Origin of the sequence: Microbacterium sp. LMI1-1-1.1 (genome assembly GCF_040815675.1) — a bacterium.
Lineage (GTDB): Bacteria > Actinomycetota > Actinomycetes > Actinomycetales > Microbacteriaceae > Microbacterium.
On sequence record NZ_JBFPNN010000010.1, the window covers coordinates 85,677 to 106,788 of the forward strand.

General features: G+C 64.8%; 21 protein-coding genes and 1 pseudogene. 3 read left to right on the top strand and 19 right to left on the bottom strand.

All coding sequences use genetic code 11. The features are described from left to right. Positions 1–88: 88 nt before the first annotated feature. Genes MRBLMI1_RS15445 through MRBLMI1_RS15460 form a run of 4 tightly spaced genes read right to left on the bottom strand, consistent with a single transcriptional unit; the run spans position 89 to position 5,171 of the window. On the bottom strand, positions 89–2,239 hold the full coding sequence (locus MRBLMI1_RS15445) for a heavy metal translocating P-type ATPase (RefSeq protein ID WP_414685926.1): 2,151 nt from the start codon (positions 2,237–2,239) through the stop codon (positions 89–91). Positions 2,240–2,279: 40 nt separating this feature from the next. Continuing rightward, a complete protein-coding gene (locus tag MRBLMI1_RS15450) occupies positions 2,280–4,541 on the bottom strand; it encodes a heavy metal translocating P-type ATPase (RefSeq protein WP_367734364.1) in 2,262 nt (753 codons plus the stop codon). Next, entirely contained in the window at positions 4,538–4,861 is a 324-nt protein-coding gene (locus tag MRBLMI1_RS15455) for a cation transporter (RefSeq protein WP_367734366.1), read from the bottom strand. The genes MRBLMI1_RS15450 and MRBLMI1_RS15455 overlap by 4 nt, the downstream gene beginning before the upstream one ends. A 28-nt stretch (positions 4,862–4,889) precedes the next feature. Next, entirely contained in the window at positions 4,890–5,171 is a 282-nt protein-coding gene (locus tag MRBLMI1_RS15460; protein ID WP_058233655.1) for a metal-sensitive transcriptional regulator, read from the bottom strand. 89 nt (positions 5,172–5,260) lie between these two features. Here MRBLMI1_RS15460 and MRBLMI1_RS15465 point away from each other — a divergent pair, with 89 nt between their 5' ends. Further along, entirely contained in the window at positions 5,261–5,638 is a 378-nt protein-coding gene (locus MRBLMI1_RS15465) for an ArsR/SmtB family transcription factor (RefSeq protein WP_076677834.1), read from the top strand. After that, positions 5,635–6,306: a cation diffusion facilitator family transporter gene (locus tag MRBLMI1_RS15470; RefSeq protein ID WP_058233657.1), complete on the top strand. Its 672-nt coding sequence runs from the start codon at positions 5,635–5,637 to the stop codon at positions 6,304–6,306. The genes MRBLMI1_RS15465 and MRBLMI1_RS15470 overlap by 4 nt, the downstream gene beginning before the upstream one ends. A 71-nt stretch (positions 6,307–6,377) precedes the next feature. Here MRBLMI1_RS15470 and MRBLMI1_RS15475 read toward each other — a convergent pair whose 3' ends face one another. The 4 genes from MRBLMI1_RS15475 to MRBLMI1_RS15490 form a co-directional block, all read right to left on the bottom strand. Further along, on the bottom strand, positions 6,378–8,210 hold the full coding sequence (locus MRBLMI1_RS15475) for a cytochrome c oxidase assembly protein (RefSeq protein ID WP_367734368.1): 1,833 nt from the start codon (positions 8,208–8,210) through the stop codon (positions 6,378–6,380). Positions 8,211–8,320: 110 nt separating this feature from the next. Then, a complete protein-coding gene (gene ccsB / locus MRBLMI1_RS15480; RefSeq protein ID WP_261742733.1) occupies positions 8,321–9,304 on the bottom strand; it encodes a c-type cytochrome biogenesis protein CcsB in 984 nt (327 codons plus the stop codon). Positions 9,305–9,315: 11 nt separating this feature from the next. After that, complete coding sequence (locus MRBLMI1_RS15485) at positions 9,316–9,789, bottom strand: DUF4307 domain-containing protein (protein ID WP_318278021.1); 474 nt, start codon at positions 9,787–9,789, stop codon at positions 9,316–9,318. Next, positions 9,765–10,412, bottom strand: coding sequence for a M23 family metallopeptidase (locus MRBLMI1_RS15490; RefSeq protein WP_261742735.1), 648 nt, complete (start codon positions 10,410–10,412; stop codon positions 9,765–9,767). The genes MRBLMI1_RS15485 and MRBLMI1_RS15490 overlap by 25 nt, the downstream gene beginning before the upstream one ends. A 220-nt stretch (positions 10,413–10,632) precedes the next feature. Here MRBLMI1_RS15490 and MRBLMI1_RS15495 point away from each other — a divergent pair, with 220 nt between their 5' ends. Next, positions 10,633–10,785, top strand: a complete 153-nt coding sequence (locus MRBLMI1_RS15495; protein ID WP_261742736.1) for a hypothetical protein — start codon at positions 10,633–10,635, stop codon at positions 10,783–10,785. Positions 10,786–10,914: 129 nt separating this feature from the next. Here MRBLMI1_RS15495 and MRBLMI1_RS15500 read toward each other — a convergent pair. The 11 genes and pseudogenes from MRBLMI1_RS15500 to MRBLMI1_RS15550 all read right to left on the bottom strand — a co-directional run. Beyond that, positions 10,915–11,301: pseudogene (locus MRBLMI1_RS15500) on the bottom strand (copper resistance CopC family protein); the annotation flags it as partial. A gap of 722 nt (positions 11,302–12,023) precedes the next feature. Beyond that, positions 12,024–13,469 carry an apolipoprotein N-acyltransferase gene (gene lnt / locus MRBLMI1_RS15505; protein ID WP_261742765.1) on the bottom strand — a complete coding sequence of 482 codons (1,446 nt, stop codon included), beginning with the start codon at positions 13,467–13,469 and terminating at the stop codon, positions 12,024–12,026. A gap of 113 nt (positions 13,470–13,582) precedes the next feature. After that, positions 13,583–14,509, bottom strand: coding sequence for a cytochrome c oxidase assembly protein (locus tag MRBLMI1_RS15510; RefSeq protein WP_154921728.1), 927 nt, complete (start codon positions 14,507–14,509; stop codon positions 13,583–13,585). A gap of 10 nt (positions 14,510–14,519) precedes the next feature. Next, a complete protein-coding gene (gene resB / locus MRBLMI1_RS15515; RefSeq protein ID WP_154921729.1) occupies positions 14,520–16,205 on the bottom strand; it encodes a cytochrome c biogenesis protein ResB in 1,686 nt (561 codons plus the stop codon). Further along, a complete protein-coding gene (locus tag MRBLMI1_RS15520; RefSeq protein WP_154921730.1) occupies positions 16,186–16,953 on the bottom strand; it encodes a cytochrome c biogenesis CcdA family protein in 768 nt (255 codons plus the stop codon). The genes resB and MRBLMI1_RS15520 overlap by 20 nt, the downstream gene beginning before the upstream one ends. After that, the gene (locus tag MRBLMI1_RS15525; protein WP_292892869.1) at positions 16,950–17,537 is read right to left on the bottom strand and encodes a TlpA family protein disulfide reductase; all 588 of its coding nucleotides are present in this window, start codon (positions 17,535–17,537) and stop codon (positions 16,950–16,952) included. Before MRBLMI1_RS15525 ends, MRBLMI1_RS15520 begins: the two co-directional genes overlap by 4 nt. Next, positions 17,534–17,866, bottom strand: a complete 333-nt coding sequence (locus tag MRBLMI1_RS15530) for a DUF6804 family protein (protein WP_154921732.1) — start codon at positions 17,864–17,866, stop codon at positions 17,534–17,536. Before MRBLMI1_RS15530 ends, MRBLMI1_RS15525 begins: the two co-directional genes overlap by 4 nt. Next, on the bottom strand, positions 17,863–18,405 hold the full coding sequence (locus tag MRBLMI1_RS15535; protein WP_292892874.1) for a signal peptidase II: 543 nt from the start codon (positions 18,403–18,405) through the stop codon (positions 17,863–17,865). Before MRBLMI1_RS15535 ends, MRBLMI1_RS15530 begins: the two co-directional genes overlap by 4 nt. A gap of 412 nt (positions 18,406–18,817) precedes the next feature. Further along, entirely contained in the window at positions 18,818–19,870 is a 1,053-nt protein-coding gene (locus MRBLMI1_RS15540; protein ID WP_154921734.1) for an NAD(P)-binding domain-containing protein, read from the bottom strand. Further along, positions 19,819–20,487 carry a DsbA family protein gene (locus tag MRBLMI1_RS15545; RefSeq protein ID WP_154921735.1) on the bottom strand — a complete coding sequence of 223 codons (669 nt, stop codon included), beginning with the start codon at positions 20,485–20,487 and terminating at the stop codon, positions 19,819–19,821. Before MRBLMI1_RS15545 ends, MRBLMI1_RS15540 begins: the two co-directional genes overlap by 52 nt. A gap of 78 nt (positions 20,488–20,565) precedes the next feature. Beyond that, on the bottom strand, positions 20,566–20,997 hold the full coding sequence (locus MRBLMI1_RS15550) for a hypothetical protein (RefSeq protein ID WP_139168173.1): 432 nt from the start codon (positions 20,995–20,997) through the stop codon (positions 20,566–20,568). Positions 20,998–21,112 lie beyond the last annotated feature (115 nt).

Sequence of the window (21,112 nt, forward strand, 5' to 3'; positions counted from 1 at the left end):
CTGGTCCTTTCCCGGGGACCGTCCCCGGCGCCTGCCACGATACGAGCGGGCGACGGGGACGATTCGGGGGGTTGCGGGCGCGGGGAAACTACTTCGCGGCGACGGCTTGCGGGCTGAGGTCGAGCCGACGCAGGAGTTGCGCGTTGAGCGCGACGACGATCGTGGACAGCGACATCAGGATCGCTCCGACGGACATGGGGAGGACGAACCCGATAGGGGCGAGCACTCCGGCGGCGAGGGGGACGGAGATGAGGTTGTATCCGGCGGCCCACCACAGGTTCTGCTTCATCTTCCGGTAGCTGGCCCGCGACAGGTCGATCACGGACAGCACGGAGCGGGGGTCGTCGCTGGCGAGGATGACCCCGGCGGACGCGATGGCGACGTCGGTGCCCGCGCCGATGGCGATACCGACATCGGCTTGTGCGAGGGCGGGTGCGTCGTTCACCCCGTCGCCGACCATGGCGACCTTGCGGGATTCGTTCTGGAGCTGCTTGACCTTGGATGCCTTGTCTTCTGGGCGGACCCCGGCGAAGAAGCGGTCGATGCCGAGGTCGGCGGCGACGGAGGCGGCAACCGCTTCGGCGTCTCCGGTGATCATGACCACCTGCACGCCCCGCTGGTGCAGCGCGTCGACCGCAGCGCGCGATTCGGGGCGGATCTCATCCGCCAGGCGCAGCGCTCCTGCCACCTGCCCGTCGATGAGAACGTGGAGGATGATCGCACCCTCCTTGCGCCACTCGTTCGCGATCGACCGCTCAGCGGCCTTCTCCTGCTCGAGCATGTAGGGGCCGCCGACCTGGACGGTGCGCCCGGTGACGTGCGCGCGGACACCGACGGCCGGGGACGATTCAAAGTCGTTGGAGGAGGGCACGGTGAGCTGCTTCTCTTTCGCGGCGTTCATGATCGCCCGAGCAAGGGGGTGTTCAGAGTCCGCCTCGGCGGCGGCGGCCAAAGCCAGCAGTTCGTCTGCATCGACCCCTTCGGCAGGGTCGATCGCGGTGACGGCCGGCGTTCCCTTGGTGAGTGTGCCGGTCTTGTCGAACAGCACCGTGTCGACGGTGCGCATGCTTTCCAGCGCGAGACGGTCCTTGATCAGAACACCGCCGCGCGCGGCACGCTCCGTGGCGATCGACACGACGAGCGGGATCGCCAGTCCCAAGGCGTGCGGGCAGGCGATGACCAGAACGGTGATGGTGCGGATGACCGCTTCGTCGGGGAATCCCACCAGGGACCACACCACAGCGGTGACCGCGGCCGCGCCGAGCGCGAACCAGAACAGCCACCCCGCAGCACGGTCCGCGAGCCGCTGCGCGCGAGAGGAGGAGTTTTGAGCCTCAGAGACGAGCTTTTGGATGCCCGCGAGGGCGGTGTCCTGCCCGACCGCGGTGATTTCTACGCGAACTCCGGAGTCGGTGGCGACCGTGCCGGCGACGACCTGATCGCCGTCGCCGCGGCGAACGGGGCGGGATTCTCCGGTGATCATCGACTCGTCCATGCTGGCCGAGCCCTGCACGATCCGCCCGTCCGCGGGAACCCGCCCACCGGGGCGGACCACAACCACGTCACCGACCTGCAGCTCAGCGGGGGCGACGGTGACGGTGGTTTCCCCGTCCACCTTCTCGGCCTCGTCGGGCAGGAGCGCGGCGAGGGAGTCGAGGGCGGAGGTGGTCTGGGCGAGGGATCGCATCTCGATCCAGTGCCCGAGAAGCATGATGACGACCAGCAGCGCCAGCTCCCACCAGAAGTCCAACTCGTGGTGCAACAGCCCGAGGCTTGCCCCCCAGGACGCGAGGAACGCGACGGTGATCGCGAGGGCAATGAGAAGCATCATGCCGGGCTTGCGGGCGCGCAGCTCGCTGACGGCGCCGGTAAGGAACGGGGCGCCACCCCAGACATACATGACGGTCCCGAGAATCGGGGACACCCATCCCACCCACGCCGCGTCCGGCAGCGGGTAGCCGATCAGCATCGAGAACATGCTGGAGAAAGCCACGACCGGCACCGCGAGAACCAGCATGATCCAGAACAGCCGCCGGAACCGGGCGACGTGATCACCGTGACCGGCGTGACCGCCGTGGTCGGCGTGACCGTGCCCGGCGTGCCCCGCCGCAGGTGCCCGATCATCCGTGCCGTGCGGGTGGCCCATCGCTGCGTGGTCGTGTACTGCCGTTGCCGCCGGAGCGTTGTGGCCCTGGTGGTTCGTGCGGGCCGAGTGGTTGTGATGTTCGTGCTGGCTCATGGGAGCCTCCTTCGCTGGGTGCGCCGCCACGGCGCACGATTCAGGCCGGTTGGGGCATGGGAGTGCGGGCGATGTGCACGGGTGCCGGCTCGGGGCGGAACCGGCGCAGCCGGAGGCTGTTGGTCACGACGAACACCGACGACAGCGCCATGGCCGCCGCGGCGACGAGCGGGTTCAGCAGCCCGGCCATGGCGATCGGGATGGCGGCGACGTTGTAGGCGAAGGCCCAGAACAGATTGCTCTTGATGGTGCGGAGGGTGCGGCGGGAAAGTCGGATCGCGTCGGCCACGACGGTCAGGTCGCCGGAGACGATCGTGATGTCACTGGCGGCGATCGCCGCGTCCGTGCCGCCCCCCATCGCAAGGCCGAGGTCGGCTGCGGCGAGGGCCGCGGCGTCGTTGACGCCGTCACCGACCATTGCGACCACGTGGCCATCGTTTTGGAGCCGGCGGATCACTTCGAGCTTCCCGGCGGGGGTGACGCCGGCGTGCACGTCGGAGATGCCGACCTCAGCGGCAATCCGTGCGGCCGTGGTGTCGTTGTCGCCGGTGAGGAGCACCGGGCGCAGCCCGAGTGCGCGGAACAGTGCGATGGCGGTCGAGCTGGTCGGCTTCACCGTGTCCGCCACGCCGATCGCGCCCAGGTACTGCCCGTCGCGGCCGACCGCGATTGCGGTACTGGTACGAGCGAGCGTGTTCAGCTCCGCTGCGGCCTCCGACGGTGGGCGGATGCCCCACTGCTCGGCCAGCCAGGAGGCGCGGCCCGCGACCACCGCGGCGCCGTCCACGATCCCCTGCACACCGAACCCGGCGTGCGAGGCGAAGCTGTCCGCATATGCACCAGGCGCGGTGGCGGTGATCGCGCGGGCGACGGGATGCTCGGAGCCCGCCTCGACCGCAGCGGCGACCCGCAGCAGCTCGTCCCGGGTGACACCAGGGGCGGGGTGAACGGTGGTGACGGTCATCTTGCCGGTGGTCACGGTGCCGGTCTTGTCGAGCACGATGGTGTCGACGGTGCGGGTCTGCTCCAGCACCTGCGGTCCACGGATCAAGATTCCCAGCTGCGAGCCCCGGCCGGTGCCCACCAAGAGGGCGGTGGGGGTGGCGAGGCCAAGCGCGCACGGGCACGCGATGATTAGTGTCGCGACCGCGGCGGTGAACGCTTGTTCCAGCGATGTCCCAGCGATCATCCAGCCGACGAAGGCGGCGGCGGCAAGTCCGATGACGATCGGGACGAACACGGCCGACACCCGGTCAGCGATGCGTTGCACCTTGGCCTTGCCGGTTTGGGCTTCCTCCATCAGCCGGCGCATGCGCGCGAGCTCGGTGTCGGCGCCGACCCGGGTGATTTCTACGGTGAGGCGGCCGCCGACATTCACCGTCGCTCCTATGACACGCGACCCAGTCGTCACCTCGACGGGGACTGATTCTCCGGTGAGCATGCTGGCATCGACGGCGGAGGCACCATCGATCACCAGCCCGTCGGAGGGAATCTTCTCCCCCGGTCGAACGAGCACAGTGTCTCCGACCGACAGCTGCGCGACCGGCACCATCCGTTCGGCGCCGTCGACGAGCTGCGTGGCGTGCTTCGCGCCCATCTCCAGCAGCGCCCGTAACGCCTCCGACGATGATTTCCTCGCGCGCGCTTCGGCATACCGCCCGGCCAGGATGAAGACGGTGACCAGCGCGGCCACTTCCAGATAGATTTCGTGGCCCCCGGCCTGCGGGGTACCGACGAGGGTGAACGTCATCGTCATGCCGGGCATGCCTGCGCCACCGAAGAACAGCGCGTAAAGGGACCACCCGAATGCGGCGATGACGCCAACGCTGATGAGGGTGTCCATGGTCGCCGCGCCGTGTCGGGCGTTGACGGCCGCGGCCCGGTGGAACGGCCACGCGCCCCAGACCGCCACCGGGGCGGTGAGAGTGAGGGCAAGCCACTGCCAGTACTCGAACTGCAACGCCGGGACCATCGACAACACTGCCACCGGCAGCGACAGGGCGGCACTAATCAGCAGACGCCGCCGTAGCGCCCCGACCTCGCCGTCCTCTCGGTTTGGGGTGTTCTCATCGATGTCACCGCTCGGTGGCGGTGCGGGGAGAGCCGCCTGGTACCCCGCGGATTCGACGGCGGCGATCAGGGTGGCAGGGTCGACGTCGTTCCCGCGAACACGTGCTTTCTCGGTGGCGTAGTTCACCGTTGCTTCCACACCGGGAAGCTTGTTCAGCTTGCGTTCAATCCGGGTCGCACACGACGCGCATGTCATCCCGGAAATATCGAGTTCGACGTCGACCGCGCTCATGCGGGTGCGCCGGCCAGGGTGTAGCCGGCCTCCTCCACCGCGGCCTGCACTGCGGCGGCATCGATCGGGGTCGAGCTGTGGATGGTGACGCGCGACGTACCGCCGGCGTTGAGGTCTACCGTGACGTTCTCGACACCGTCGATCGCAGTCAGCTCCTCCGTGACGCTCGACACGCAGTGCGAGCATGTCATTCCGGTCACCAGGACGTCTTCTGTCACCGTCGCCGCGGTGGACGCGGGTGCGTCTGTCGCTGCGGACGTGGCGCAGCAAGCGCAGCCGGCGTTGGTGTCTTTCAGGCCGAGGTCGATGCGGTCGGTCATGATTTGCTCCTCTGGGGTTGGTGCGGGATCAGGAACGGACGAGCCGTGCAATCGCGTCGTTGGCCTCACGAATCTTCTCTGCGGCAACCTGGCCGCCCTCTGCGCTCGCCTCCGCGACGCAGTGGCGGAGGTGATCCCCGAGCAGGGATAGAGCAACCGTCTCCAAAGCCTTCGTCGCGGCGGAGACCTGCGTAAGGATGTCGATGCAGTACTTGTCTTCATCGACCATTCGGGCGATCCCTCGTACCTGACCCTCGACGCGACGCAGCCGCTTCTGGAGGTCGTCTTTGTTGCCCTCGTATCCGTTCACCTAGATACCATACCCCCCTAGGGTATGTAGCGCAACACTCCTATTCATCCCCCTGCGCGCGTCCACCGGAGTGGGCCGCCCAACCGGGGATGATTATTCAGCAAGTCCTGTACTGTCGACACGTGTCCACAGCCACTGCGACTGCCACCGTGACGCATACCGCCGCGCTCGCGCGCCTCGGCCACGCGCTCTCCGACTCCACGCGCGCGGGCGTGCTGCTGGCACTGCGGGAAGCACCCGCCTACCCCTCCGACCTAGCGGACGCTCTCGGCGTCTCCCGACAGGTCATGTCGAACCAGCTCGCGTGCCTTCGAGGGTGCGGGCTCGTGGAGGCTGTGCCGGATGGGCGGCGCACCTGGTATCGGCTTGCTGACTCTCACCTCTCACCCGCCCTGGACGAGCTGCTACGCGTCGTCCTCTATGTCGAACCGGGCTGCTGCGCCGGAGAAAGCTGCACCTGCGCATGACCACCACCACCCCTCGCCCCACAGACGACCGCCGGCACACTCTCCAACGCCGCATCAAGTGGATCGTCACCGCGACGATCGCCTACAACCTCATTGAGGCCGTCGTCGCCATCACCGCCGGCACCGTCGCCTCATCGGCTGCGCTGATCGGGTTCGGCCTGGACTCCACGATCGAAGTCCTCTCGGCGGCAGCCGTGGCCTGGCAGTTCACCCGCCGCGACCCCGAGCGGTGGGAGAAGGGCACGCTGCGCGTTATCGCCGTGGCGTTCTTCGCCCTTGCCGCCTACGTCACCGCAACGTCGGTGCTCGCGCTCGTGGGCCAAGTCGACGTGCAGCACTCCACTGTCGGAATCGTGCTCACCGCGCTCAGCGTCGTCATCATGCCATTCCTCTCGCTGGCGGAACGACGCGCGGGCCGCGAGCTGGGATCGGCAACCGCTGTGGCCGACTCCAAGCAGACCCTCATCTGCACCTACCTGTCCGCCGCGGTTCTCGTCGGCCTCATTGTCAACAGCCTGTTCGGCTGGTGGTGGGCCGATGCGATCGCCGGACTCGTCATCGCCGCCTTCGCAATCCGAGAGGGTATCGAGGCATGGCGCGGCGACGCCTGCGCCACCTCCGTGGGAATGCTCCTCGAGGAAGAGCACGACGACGACCATCACCGCTGAGCGGGTAGAGCACCTCAGATCAGCCATGACGGCTTCTGTCGCACGCCGCATGAGGAATCTAGGACGTCGTTCTACCGCGCACGGGAGAGGAACACCACCCACCCACCCAGAACGACCGCGATCGCGGAGCCAGCAGCCAGCACCACTCCACCGAAGTCTTGGTCTTCGGCTGGTGCTCTACCCCAGGTGCGGCCCATCGCACCGAACCAGTCGGCGGCTACTAGACCGGCAGTAGAGATGTACACAGATACAACCGCCATCGCCACAGCTAAACCGACGACCATCAGCAGCTTCATCTGTGTCGGCCGGCGGCTGGACCCGTCACCACCTATCAAGCCACGCACGAGCAGAGATCCCACGACGAGGGTTGCTGCCGTCGCCATTTGCCGCCCTAGGAGATCCCCTACTGTCCAACGGAGGAGGTCAGAACTGAAAAGCAGCCAAATCAACATCGCGGTGGCCGGGACAGCGACCACGGGTGCCGAAGCGAAACGCACACCTCGCGAATGCATGAGCACCTGCGCCCATTCATACCCTCCCCTGCTGCCGTCTTCGCGGCGATGGGCTGCCTTGCGGGCGAGCTCGATTGGCGCCCCGGCTGCGAGAAGGGGCACCACCCCGACAAGGAGAATGACTATCCCAAGAACGTGCGCACTGTAGATGTAGCTACGGTAAGCGCCCAACGCTCCGCTAGTGACCCATACCAAGAGGAGCGTCCCTGCCACCCACGCGGTCGCCCGCCAGGGGTTCCATCGGTACCCACGCGCCTTTAGCCGCAGCACAGCGCTCACGTAGAAGATGAGTCCGAGCACGGCGGCAACTAACCACAGCAGGTCGGGGCTCCACGCCGTGAACCAACGCGACATAGTCCACTCAGGAGGTAGCGGAGCGCCGGTGAGTACCTCAGCGGGTGTGAGCGCGCCTGCAGGTTCGGGGAGAATCGGCGGCGGTGTTCTCGCGAGAGCGGCAGCCGCTCCACTAGCCATCCCCATCAATCCCAACTCCGCACACAACAGCAGCCAGAAAGTCTTGGCGTCGCTGGGGTTGGCGCGCATCCTTCGGAGTAGACGCAGTCGGTAGATCGCCCCCAGAACACCGATGGCGGTGAGGGCTACAACCTTGACGATGAGGATGAGGCCGTAAGGGGAGGCGAGAGCACCGAGAGTTTCTAGGCCGATGGCGGCTCGAACCGTGCCCGAGAACGCGACGAGCGCGAAGGCAATAACGGCGATGGTGGAGTACCGCATCAGAACTGTCGCCATCTCACTCTTGGAAGTGACGGAACGAATGATCGCCAGCAGCAGCAGACCACCGAGCCAGACCGCTGCGGCGATGAGGTGTATGACGATGGCTGTCGTGGCTTGCTGGTGAGAGGCCTCATCACCTGAATGGCCTTGTGTTCCCATCGGGACAAGCGCTGCCAGCGCGAGAAGTGCCACGGTTGCTGTCCCGCCCCACGAACGCACCGCAAATGTGAGCACCGCGAGAATGGCACCCGCGATGGTCGTCATCAACCACACACGTCCCCCCTCGGTCTGCACGAGGTACCGGCCAAGCTGAGACCCGAATTCGGGACCGGCATTGAACGCGGGGTTGAAGATGACCATGAAGCTGAAGAAGCCAGTAGCAGCAGATGCCACAGTGAAGATGGCGGCACATACCGCGGCAACATCCAACGCCAATTCAAACCCGCGCTGTTCGACGCGCAACGTGAACAAGGCGACAAAGAGCGCCCCTCCCATCCCCGCGGCGCTCATGTTTACGACGAGCTTTGACACTGGCAGCCCCCACCTTGCGAGGGGCCCTGCGTCGGCTAGTTGCAAGGGGGCAGCGCCACCGCCGACTGCGAGAGCGCACACCAAGGCAGCGACTGCGCTGACGACGAGGATGATGAGCGCAATCACGCGGTACACGTTCCAACGGCGCGGTTGCAGAGACGGAAGCCGCGTGGAGCCAGGTGACCCCACCGTCACCGTCGGGTGGGCGCGCCCAAGCTTGGCGCCGGAAGTAGGCATCAGTTCAGCCCCGAATAGGCATGCAGACCCTTAAAGAACATGTTCACGGCAGTGAAGTTGAATAGCACCGCAGCGAACCCGACGATGGACAGCCACGCAGAACGGTTACCGCGCCATCCACGGGTGGCACGGGCGTGGATGTACCCGGCGTACAGCACCCAGATGATGAAAGTCCACACCTCTTTGGTATCAAAACCCCAGAAGCGTCCCCAGGAGTCGTTTGCCCAGATGGCTCCGGCGATCAGGGTGAAGGTCCAGAAGATGAAGCCAATGATGGCGAACCGGTAAGCCAGGGCTTCCAGATCTTCAGAGGTGGGCAGGGTTCGAAGCAGGCCCCGCCGCGTGTTGACGGAGGGGCGATTCTCGCGCCGGTGTTGCAGAAGTTGCGTCACGGACAGGCCGCACGCGATGGCGAACAGCGCAGTCGCAAGGGAGGCCACGAAGACGTGGATGACAAGCCACACGCTTCGCAGCGGGTCCATCAGAGGGGTGACTTCGACGTAGAACGCCAAGGTCGCACCACCCAGAAGAAGGACGACCATTCCAAGCAAGAAGGAGCCGAGGAAACGCAGGTCGTACCACCGAAGGACGAAAAGGAACACGCCGACGATGAGAAGGGTGCCGGTGAGTGCGAATTCGTACATGTTCGCCCACGGCACACGGGCTGCGGCGATGCCTCGGAGGACATCCCCGCTCAGCTGCAGCGCGAATCCCAAAATGGTGAGAGCTGTTCCAATACGAGCCCATACGAGACGTTCGCGCTCACGTGGCGGCACTTGCAATTGCACCGCGGCCGCCGGGGTCGCCACCGGGGGAGCCCCGTCCCCGACCGTTACGAGTTCCGCAGCGCGCGCCTCGACGCGAGACACGCGCACGGCAAGGTCGATGGCATACGCCGCAAAGGCGAGCGCGTAAACGCCGATGGCCGTCCACACCATCAGCAGGGACAGCCCATCAAGGGTGAGGGCGGATGATTCGGTCACGGGTGGAATCCTTAGATTGTCCAGCACTCTTTGACGGTGCCGGTGGTTGCTAGGGCGAGGGTCGGAACGCGTTCGGTGAAGGATCGAGTGGTCTCGGGGAAGGGGCCGTACTCGACGACCCGCCACCCCACGACGCCGAAATCCTCGTCCAGGGCTTGGATGGCGCACGCAAACCGTGCGCCGGAGGGAGGGGTGGCTTGAAAGGACACCGTCACAGCCCGCTCATCGACGACGAGGTAGCCGGTCTCGGCGATGGAGATGTCGTCCAAGCTGTTTTGAAGTGTGATCCAGACCAGGTAGGCAATGGCAGCCACCGCGAACACAGCGACACTGACCCAGAAAGCTCGGCGACGCCAGGGAAGCGCAGTGCGGCCGTATCGATCGTCGAGTTTCGTTTGCAGTGCCGTTCGCTGCGGTGCGGCGCGGCGCCTGCCGCCGCGCTTTGTAGGGGCGCATTTAGTCACTGAGCATTCGCTTCCAACCACGCCAGGGAATCCACGGTGACGTCGTTGACGGACACCTCGAAATGCAAGTGGTTTGCGGTGGAGCGGCCCGTGCTTCCGACGAGGCCGAGGAGTTGACCCGCCTGCACTTGCTGGCCGCTGCCGACCTGTCGGCTGTTGTACTGCATGTGCGGGTAGACGGCCCGGATACGTTGGCCGTTGACGACGGAATCTACGGTGACGGCGACGCCATAGGCGCCATAGCTCTCGCTCGAGATGCCGACTGTACCGGCCACGGACGCGTAGATTGGCGTGCCTCCCGCGGTGACCATATCGGTGCCCATGTGCGCCCCGCCTCGTGCCCCGAATCGGTCGGTGACATTGAACGTCGAGGTCAGTGGCCAGCGCACGACGCCGCTACCGGTGGCGAGGACAGGGACTGCACGTCCGGTGGCGGAGGTGGTGGCGGGTCGAGCTGCACCTGCGGCGCGTGCTGCGGCGGCCGCAGCTGCCGCAGCCTCTTTCGCCTTCTTTTGTTCGATTTCTTCCTGGGAGGTTGCGGCGTAGCTTTGCCTGTCCAAGGGGAAAGCGGGCAGCGCGCGGGATGCGGTGAATTGTTGTGAGTCGCCCGCACCGGCTTGCTGCAGAGTGAGCTCGGTGACCACGGGTGAAGCGGCGTACGCCGGCAGCGCCAGAGGACACATCAGGGCCACCGCTAACGCACTTGCGACCAGCGGGCGAGCGCGCGATGAGTGCGCGGCCTTGGGCCGGCGGGAGCGCCACGCGTCACGCATCCTGAACCCATTAGCGTGGCGCCGTTCCTTGCGGGTCAGGGGGCGTGGCTGGTGAGCTGGCTGAATCTCACTGCTCATCGACAGTGCCCCCTTGTCGCTGCTGCTCCATCTGCTGTCGTTGACGCCGTCCGAACGAAAAAAGCACAAGCGCTGCCACCCCCAGAATGACGACGGCGGTTCCAGTCGCTACCAGCGGGAGACCGATGCCGCTGTGCGGCTCTTCGACCTCCGCCATGGCGCCTGATGTCGCGCTCTGTTCTGGTGTCGAAGAGACGGCAGGGCTCTGCCCAGGTGCGGAGGGGGCACCCGTGGCAGGAGAAGGGTCCGGTTCGGCGGAGGACGTAGGCGCCACGGGAGCGTCAACTGTGAACGCATACTCACCGCTGATGGGGTGACCGTCGCTGGAGACCACGCGCCAGCGCACCGTGACTATGCCTGGAGAGAGGACCGGCTCCACCGCCTGAGTGACCGTCGTGTCAGTGACGACCGGAGGCGTCCGTGCAACGTTCGCTCCAGAGGAGTCAATCACTTCTACCGCGATGGCGCTGGAGGCGTCGAAGACCTCCCCGCTGTAGGTCATTGACACCTCGGCAGGAGTTGACGTGACCACTGAGTCTGCTGTTGGAGAGGACTGGACTAAAGCGTCGTGAGCACGAGCCGGCGGGGAACTAGACAGGACGAGCATTACTGACAGTGCCGTCGCGATAATGCCGGCGGCTGCGAACCAGCGAGGCGAACGGGTGGCAAAAAGCGTGTGCATGGCGACTTTCAGTGGGACTGCGGCGCCTGGGACTGGTCACCTATGGCAGTCGTCGATCAATCGGACCTTGAACGCTCTGAGTGCATCTGTACGGCCCGCCCTGTGAGGTGGGAATGATGCGTTTGACTACAGCTTCGTTGGCGTAGTGTCTCAGAGCACCGGCATGGCTCAGGTCCGTGAGAGAGACAATTCAGTCAAGCTCAGCGTCGTGGGGTGTGGACGGACGGTCCGCACGGGACGAGGCTGATCGCGTCGATGTGAGCAAATGGCATTGAGTTGGGACCGCGTGAGGCGGAAGCGACGCTCCAGCAGCATTCCCCCAACACACACTCCGACCAGGCATAGGGCTACAGCCGCCGCCGGGAGAGCCTGCGTCAGGCTGGTAACAACGTCACCGGCGGGCTCATCTAGGACTGTTTGGCTACCTTGACCGCTCTCTCCCGTGAGGGTCAAGGAGGGCACGTCGGAGATCGCGGAAGCATCAGAGTGGCTGCTCGACCACATAGCAAGGAGACACATCAAGAGCAGGACGAGGCTGGCTATGATCCTCATTCTCACGACGGAGGCGGTAGTGGATCCTAGTGGGGCGCGTCCCGCGGTCACCGGCATTGCAGCGATAGTACCAATCCCACCTGCCCGTCACAGCCGGGCCGGGGCAGCTCGCGGTCGTACAGCGTGCGCGGCTCGTGCGGGGTGCGATGCAGTCCTCCGTCCTGTGCAGCTCATTGCCTCTTCTGGGTGTGGATGCGCAGGCGAACCCACAAGAGCGCACCGGCCGACGCGACGACCATCGCGGTCTCAAGGGTGGGGCTGAGCAGACTGGCCGGTGTGGCCCCCGTTCGTAGCGGCACTTCACTCACTCGCCCAGCGGCAGTGTCCACCCCGATGGTCTCTGCGGTCGACCCATCGGGGTTGATCACTTGGCTTGTTCCCACAGTGGAGACGTTGACCACTGCGCGCCCCGTTTCGATGGCTCGCATGCGAGCGATGGCGAGCTGCTGCACGTTTTCGTCTGTTCCGCGGAAGTCGGCGTTGTTTGTCTGGAAGATGTAGATCTGCGCGCCTCGCCGTGCTGCATCGAAGATCACGTCGTCGTAGATGACGTCGAAACAGATCGCCAGGCCGATGCGGGTGTCTCCCACGTCCATCACCGGCGCCGATGTGCCTGGGGTGTATTCCCGCTGGATCAGACCGACAAGGTCAGGCGCGAGACGTTCAAACAGCCACCGGTCGGGCACGTATTCGCCAAACGGGACCGGGTTGATCTTGTCGTAGCTCTGCTCGCTGCCGTCCGCCGTCCACAGCATGGTTGAGTTGAACGTTTGCTCGCCTCTCGTGGTTGCCGCGTTCATCAGGAGCGGGGCACCGTACACGGCGGCGATTTCGCTCAGCAGTCGACGGGTGAGTTCTGAAGACGCCGGATCGATGTCCACAGAGCCCTCTGGCCAGGCGAGCACATCCATCAGCTGGCCCAGAATCGCTTTCGATGTCGATGCTTGGGCTCGGAGCATGTCGCCTTCGTCGCGGTCGTCGAAATAGCCTGCAGGTCCGTTGCCTTGGACCCACCCGACGGTGAACGTCCCGACACTTTGAGTGGGGTACTGGGGTATGACCGCCATGAGCAGGACCCCCACGACAGCCGGCACACCAGCACGGAGCGTGCGACGCCCCGGCCTGAGCGCCTGCACGATGGCGGCGCACACGCCCACGACGAAGAAGGACAGACCTGTCGTTCCCACCCACGACGCCACTTCAGGGAAAGGTCCCGGGACCTGCGTCATTCCTACCCGCGCCCAGGGGAAACCCGAGTACGGCCACATTCCGACGAGCACTTCCCGCGCGCTCCACGTGGTGGCTATCAGCGCGGGGATACCCAGCAGGTCTAGGGTTCCACTGAGACGACGTATTTTCACCCAACGGTAGACGAGGGTGATGCTTACGCTGCCGACACCGATCAGGACTGTCTGCAGGGCGCTGAGGGCCAGCCAGGGCACGGGTCCGAGGAACTGCGCCACCCAGATGAGGTGGGCGAGGTTGAACACGGCCCCGAAGACGCATCCCACGATGAAGGATGCGAGCGTGCCTCTCCCGAGGAGAGTTGGGAGCAACATTGTCACGCTGACGAAAGCGAGAGGCCACCATCCGCGGTCTGGTGTGGCCGCATCCATCAGCCACCCCGCCACTGCCGCCGCGGGCAACGCCGCCGTCAAGGGCAAGGCATCCGTCCGACTGACGCACACCTGAGAGTTGCGCGATGCGCCGGTTGTCCAGCGAAGTGCTGTCATGCGGACCCGCCTCTTTCCAGACGGCGCAGGTAATCGTTGTACTCGTCAAGCTCCGGATCCCCGTGCGCGTCGGCCCATCTGCTGGCGGCGGCGTCACGAACGGAGTCATGCCGGAACCATCGGTGCATCACAATCAGGATCATGATGAGCGTGGGCGCTTCGCCGTAGGACCATGCGAGACCGCCGGCTACGCGTTGATCCTCGATCGGATCGATCCCTAGGGACATGGTCGATTCAGCGAATGTTGTAACCACCAGACTGGTCGCCATCATGAGGAACACCCCAAAAAAAGCGTGCAATGCCGCTTCAGCGAACAGGTCCAGCGCCCGGCCTCCGTGGCTCATGCGAACCGGCAGCGGATCTGCGGAAAGCACCGGGATGGTGAATAGGATCCCGCTGATAAGGAACGCAGCCTCTAAGGCGGTGTGACCGCCAGGCACGGCCAGAACGAGATCGAGCAGATCGGCGATGTACAGGCCGTAGAAGGCCGCAAGGTAGGCAGGTAATGCGACCCAGGGGCTTAGAGCCCATCTCGACACTCTCCACCGCAACGCCCCGTGCGCCACTCTCAAGGCACTTTTACCGACGCCGCGGTGCGGGGTGGCGCGCAACAGAAGGGTACCTGGGGAACCAAGCACGAGCAGCGGTGGTATGGCCATCATTAAGGTCAGCTGCTGGAACATGAACACCGAAAGCAGAGCTTTGCCGTAGTCCTCTACCGCGAGTCCCGTGACAGCTGTAAGGGCCGCGCAGCCGGAAACGAAACTTATCGTGCGCAACACCGACCACCGTCGATGCTGCCTCCACAGACACAGCGCCCCGAGGAGATAGACGGTGGCCATCACCGTCGCGGCGACCGGCAAAGGGGTCAAGGGGTTCGCTGCGGGCAGCAAGTAGTCGCCAAGGCCGAGGGGAGCATTCATAGCTTTGGACCTATCGTGGCTGCGCGGCCGTATTCGCCCGCTCACACGCTTGGATGTGGACCTCCGCTAGGTGCTCGACGGCGCGGGCGAGTCCAGGGTCATCGCCTCGGGCGAGGCCGGCGTACTCCACCTGGATCGTCGAGTCAGTTGTGGTCGACGACTGCACTTTCACCCAGATTCGGCGGCGGGGTATGAGAAGTCCGGTGAACAGTCCAACGCAGGCCAGCACAGAGAACGCGAGGACCCAGCCACTGCTGGGGTCGCGTTGTATCTGCAGGGACGCGAACCTTTTCACCGGGGCGCCGTCTGCTTGCTCCCAGGTGATGGTGCCCCACCCGTTGGGCAGCGCACCGGTAGTACCGGGCCTAAGTTCGATCGAATTCTGTCCGGTGTCGCCGCCGGTGAGCTGGGTGAGTTTGTCGACTTCCAGGGCGTAGACGGAACGGGGGGTTCCATCGTCAATGCCCAGGTCCCCTGCGAAGGCGTTGAGGGTGATGACGGGGTTGATCACGTCGGGGTAGATCGAGGTGGCGGCACCCGAGGGCAAGGTGTCATGTGTGGGGTAGAAGAAACCAATCAGCCCGAGCTGCTGTGGTAACCCGTCCGGGACTTTTACAACGCCTAGTGAGGTCATGTTGGAGTCCTGCGGGAGGAAGGGCAGTGAGTCGCTGTAAACGATCTGACCTTCTGCATCACGGATGGTGAGGGTAGGCGCGTAACCGTTCCCGAGGAGATGAATGCGGTCCGTCCCTACAGTGATGGGGTAGTTGACGACCACCCGCTCGGTTCTGTCGTCCGCTCCGGGGGATCTGATGGTGACGTTGGCGGCGAAGTCGCCCGCTTGACCACCGCCAGGGGACCCGGCCGGCTGGTAGGTGACGTCGAAACGGTCCAGTGTGAGGGAATACGGCGACAGATTGGACCCGTCCGCGAACCGTCCGGGGTCGAAGGAGGAGAAGTCGCTGAGGGTGTTCACGAAGGTTGTTCCCTCCACTACGACGCGTTGGCCGGTGTAGGCGAACGCCTTGCCCACGACGACGGAGACGAGCACGCCGACCAGGGCGATGTGAAAGAGCAGGTTTCCGGTCTCGCGGAGATATCCGCGTTCGGCCGAAACGGAGGTCCACCCCTTCCCGTCGTAGCGCTGCACGCGATAGCGACGCCGGGTGAGTTCTGTTTCGGCAAGATCCAGCGCTATTGCAGGGGTGATGAGGTCGGTGGGGATGGCTCGCTCGAGGTGTTCGGGAAGTCGAGCGAACCGGATTGGTGTGCGCGGCGGGTGTCCTTTGAGGGCGCGGTAATGATGTTTTGCCCGCGGAACGACGCAGCCGATGAGGGAGACAAATAGCAGCAGATAGATGGACGAGAACCAGGGTGAGTAGTAGACGTCGAATAGTCCGACGGCGTCGAGGAACGGGAACCATTCGGGGTTGGTGCGCTCCCATTGGATGACACCGTTGGGGTCGGCGCCTCGTTGGGGAAATAGTGAGCCGGGTACTGCGGCCAGGGCGAGAGACAGCAGGAGGATGAGCGCGGTGCGCATGCTGGTGAGCTGGCGCCATGTCCAGCGGAGCCATCCTTTGCCGTCGAGCTTCCACTGCGGGCTGTCTTGATCGTCCGGGGTTCCGTCTGGATGATCCGCCGGCCGCTGCGGGTCTGAATCGACGTGGCGAGTATCAGAGCGGGAGGGGGACATTGATTACCGCCTGTTGCAGAAGTGACATGAGCAAGGTCCATACGCCCGTCACCATGAGCAGCCCGAGCAGGATGAGCACGGCGCCTCCGATGAGGTTGAGTGTGCGGATGTGAGTACGAAGGACTGTGACGGACCGCGCGGCCCATCCCCATCCGAGTGCCAGTACGAGGAATGGCATTCCGAGGCCGAGTGAGTAAGACAGACCGAGGAGCCCGGCTCGGGCGGGGTCACCGAGGTTCCACGACACGGACAAGATTGCTGCGAGTGTGGGGCCGATGCACGGTGTCCAGCCCACACCGAGTGAGAATCCGAGAAGCGGGGCGCCAACGAGCCCGGCTCGACCGCGGAAGGTTGGGCGGATGCCGCGCTGTCCGAGCTGGATTGCGCCCATGAAGATCAACCCCAGGACGATGTTCACGATGCCGAAGACGCGAGTGAGGAGATCGGCGTAGCGCAGCAGCGCGATTCCGAAGAATCCTCCCAGGACGGTGACGGCGACGAAGACCACGGTGAATCCGGCGATGAAGAGGAGGACGCCTGCTACTAGCCGGGGGCGTGCGGTAACCGCTGTCGCACCATTTTCTCCGGTCGTGGAGGTGGGAGGGGCAGCCACACCGCCGAGATACCCGAGGTAGCCGGGCACCAGCGGCAGGACACAGGGCGATAAGAAGGAGATGAGACCGGCGAGCAGGGCGAGCGGGATGGCAAGCCAGAGCGCGCCGTCGACGACGACCGCCCCGGCGCTCATGGTCCCTCCGCAAGCGTGTCCGCGACGATGGTGGACAGGATGGACGCGCTGGGAAGTTGGCCGATGATGCGGGCGGCGAGGCGACCTTGGCGGTCCATCACGAGCGTTGTGGGTGTGGCTTGGATCGGGGTGAGTTGCGCGAAGGCGAGTTTCACCTGACCGTCGTTGACGTCGATGACGCTGGGATAGGTAACGTTGTTCTCGCGCGCGAAAGAGAGTGCTGTCTCAGCTTGGTCGTAGGTGTTCACTCCGAGGAAGTTGACCCCCTCGCCCTGGAAGCGTAGGAAGACTTCTTCGAGCATGGGAGCCTCGACGATGCACGGTCCGCAGGCGGCGTACCAGAAGTTCACGACGAGCACCTCACCTCGGTAGTCGTCGCTGGTGACGGTTTCACCGGTTTCGATGACGCCTTCGAACTGAACGGGTCCGCCTCTGTCCGACGCGGCGATCTCGGCTACCTGGAAATCTCCTTCGGAGAACGAAGCGCCCGCGCCGGCGTCTGATGATGGAGTCGTTGCGGTGCAACCGGTCACCATGCCCACAATGATGAGTGCCGCGCTCAGAGCGATGAGTCTGTGGTTCATGCCCGCTCCCTCTTGATGATGGCTCCCGCAACAAGGAAGATGACTGCGGCTACGGGTTGCGCCGCGGTCCAAAGGGCACCTTCAGCGGGGATCGGAAGCACCGGGTTCCATACCGCTGCGATCACGGCAAACACCGGCACCCACCACAGCTGACGCTCCTGGTAGGCAAATGAGGCGACGATGAGCGCCAAAATTGCCACGATGAAGCGCACGACCGTGAACCAGCCGCTGTCCAACAGCGCCGGCGCCACGAACAAGACGGCCGCAGCGATCAGCCCGGGGGCAAGGGCGTTCCGCTGGTACCGAGATGGCGTCTTTGTCTTTTTCATTGCTTAGCCTCCGGGGGAACGTCGAACGTGGGTGGTGTGGCAGGCGCAACCTTGGTGCCACTGGTGGCGCGTTGGCGAAGCATCAGCATCGCCGCGACCGCTATCGCTCCAGCGGCAAGGAAGATGTCTGCCAAGTTGCCGATGAACAGATCCCCGTATGCAAGGAAGTCGGTGACGTGGCCGATTGCGAATCCGGGCGGCGACATGAAGCGGTCGATGAGGTTGCCGACAGCTCCGCCGAGGAACAGCCCCAAACCAGCCGCCCATCCCACCGTTCGCGCGCGGGCCGCCATAACGAAAAGACCGGCGACGGCTGCCACGCCTACTAGCGTGAGGACCCAGGTCATGCCCGAACCCGTTCCCAGCACCGCGCCGGGGTTGAAAGCGAGTTGCAGACCGAATGCGTCTCCGAAAATGGGCACCCGTCTCCCGTCTGCAAGCGCAGTCAAGGCAAGGGCCTTACTGAATTGATCTGTCAACACCGCGGCCGCTGCCACCATGCAGGCGACGGCGAACGGCCGCGTCTTCTCAGCGGTCACTTTCTTCGCCCTTTCTGAGGTGGCGGGTTCGCCGCGCTGTCATCAAGAGCGTGACCAACGCCCCCCCGAGAATGAGCGCCACTGCGGAGACTCCCAGCACGGGAGCGGCCTCGCCACCGCCGGTGGGCACTCCTCGACCGTCCGTGCGTGGGGTCGCCGTGGAGTGAGGGTGGGTCTGATGACCGGGTGACGGAGCGTCGGAGGTCTCTAAGCGTTCGATGCTCCGAGATGCAATGGTTGGGCTGATATCCGCGGCCAAGCCCCACGCGGGGGCCACGACGGCGAAGGCCGGTGCCGCGGGTCCTGCAACGATGAGGGCGGTGCCAAGAGCGACGGTGGTGCACAGCGTCGACCTGATCTGCAACGCGCGATGGCGATGTCTGGAAATATGTAAAAGTCTCATCAATCTTTTTCAAGGTCGGGCGTGGATGAACCGGGCAATACGAGTCGCGTCCGTCCATACCCCGGGGAGGGTGTTGGCTTTGGCGTGGCTGTGTGTGGGGATTCCGGCAACGAATAGACCGGGCAGCGCCGTCACGGTGGGGATGCGTCGCTGAAGCTGCGGCAGCGTGGGCAACCACTCATCGCCCGCTACGTACCCCGTGGCGAAGACGACTGACTGGTAGGTCTGCCGAGACCCGTCCGAAAAGGTGAACTCGGTTCCCTGTGCCCCTGTCGTCGCGTCTCGAATGCGGACCCCTCTGTTTCGGAGGGCGTCGTAGGGAGGTTCTTGCGCGACATTTCTGCGTCGCCACGGTGAAAACCGCGGGTGGGTGGGGAATCGTCTCGCTTGTACTTCAGTGCCACCGGAGCGAACCGCCAGAGTGACGTCGTGCGAGTTTGCTAGGTCGAAGGCGACCTCGACCCCGGCGTTTCCGCCGCCGACAATAAGGACCCGGCCGTGCGGGATTTGCTCGCGTGTTCTGTAGGCGTTGGTGTGCATCTGCACCCCCTCGACTTCGACATCTGCAGCCCATTCCGGAAATCGGGGACGTGCTGCGGCGCCAGTGGCGCACACGATATTGCGGGTCTGAACTTCGCCGACGGTGGTTCTCAAGCACAGCGTCGGGCCGGTTCCGTAGCGGGTGACGGTGAGGGCACGCACACCCCAGACGGGGTCTACGCCGAGCTCTGCTTCGAATCTGTGCAGGTAGTTTTCGATGTCTCCCGGGGTGGGGTGCCGGTACGGGTCACCCTCCAGCGGTCTGCGGGGAAAGCTGGAGTGCTCAGCGTTGCTGAGCAACCGCATGGAAGGCCAGCGCTCACTCCACGCGCGTTGTGCCCGCGGGGAACGGTCAATGACAACGAAGTCGCGTTGCGGTTCCATGCCGCGAGCGATCAGTGCCGCTGCAGTTGCCAGTCCAGCCTGCCCTGCGCCCACGATGATGACTCGTCGGTGTGACAGGCCCGCCACTAGGGGGTGCCGTCCAGGCGGGTAGTGATGGCTTCTTCGAGGTCGTTCCATCGTTCAATGACAAGGGGTTCACCGTCGACAAAGAAGGTGGGGGTTCGGTCCACGCCAAGGACGCGTCCGTCGTCGAGGTCGGATCGAACACGCTCGAGAGTGGCAGGGTCGGCGACAGCTGCGTCGTAGCTCGCCATGTCCAAGCCCAACTCGGTCGCGTACGAGCGAAACAGCTCCGCTTGGCTTTGCTGAGATTCTCCCCATTGTGCTTGCGTGTCGAAGAGACGCTTATACATCTCTTCGAAGCGTCCCTGCTGTGCCGCGGCCTCCGCGGCGACCGCGGAATTTTCGGAGTTGAGGTGGCCGGGAAGAGGGAAGTAGCGGACGACGTAGTTGATCTGTCCCGCGTACTTCACACGGAGCTCTTCCACGACGGGGTAATAAGCGCCGCAAGCTTCGCACTCGAAGTCCAAGAACTCCACGATGGTGATGGCGTCGTCGCCGGCGTCGTCGAGGACGTGGGAGTCGTCTCGAACGACTGCTACCGTCCCTCCTCCCCTTTCCTCGGCGGCGACGCGAGTGTTGTTCTGATCGACGAGGATGTAGATGACAGCCCCCGCGACGACGGCGACGGCAGCAGCGGCGGTAATGACCGTCGCCTTCCAATTGATTTTCATGGGTACTCCAGCACTTAACGGCACAAGGAAGCCCGGGTTGCCCGGGATGAGTGTCGCCGCGGGGGCGACGTGCCGATGTCAGGTTCTGGAGATGCCCAGTTGCGCGATTGTGAGGGCGTGGCCCCCACGTCTGACGGTTACAGCGTGGATGAAAGACGGCGGAAGGGCGCGCCAGAGTGTGAGCCCGGCCCGTTGGCGACGTACCAGGAGATGGATGACGAGGTACAGAACGAATCCGCAGACGACCCCGAGAACGCACAGCGCCATTCCCGGCGACACGTCGTACACGCCCGATTCAATGATTGAAGTAGAGACGGGTGCGCCGGGTTCTTGCGGCGCAGCGTCAGATGCCGTCACGACCGTACCGCTTACCGGGCCGTTGTCGCCGTGACTGAGCGCCACGAACCCGAGCAGCATGAGTGCCCCGAGGGCGATGATGGTAATGAGTCGCGTTATCGCACCGTGCTCTTTCATCAGCACGGAGCGCCGTGAGCGAGCGTCAATAGACATCGGTAGCCAGTGTACGTAGCGGTTCCGCACGAGATGCTGGAAACAGCTGACGTTGATGCTGACATGCGATTCGGGCGGCGACCACGCCTGTCCCAGAGGATCGACGCCGTGTGCG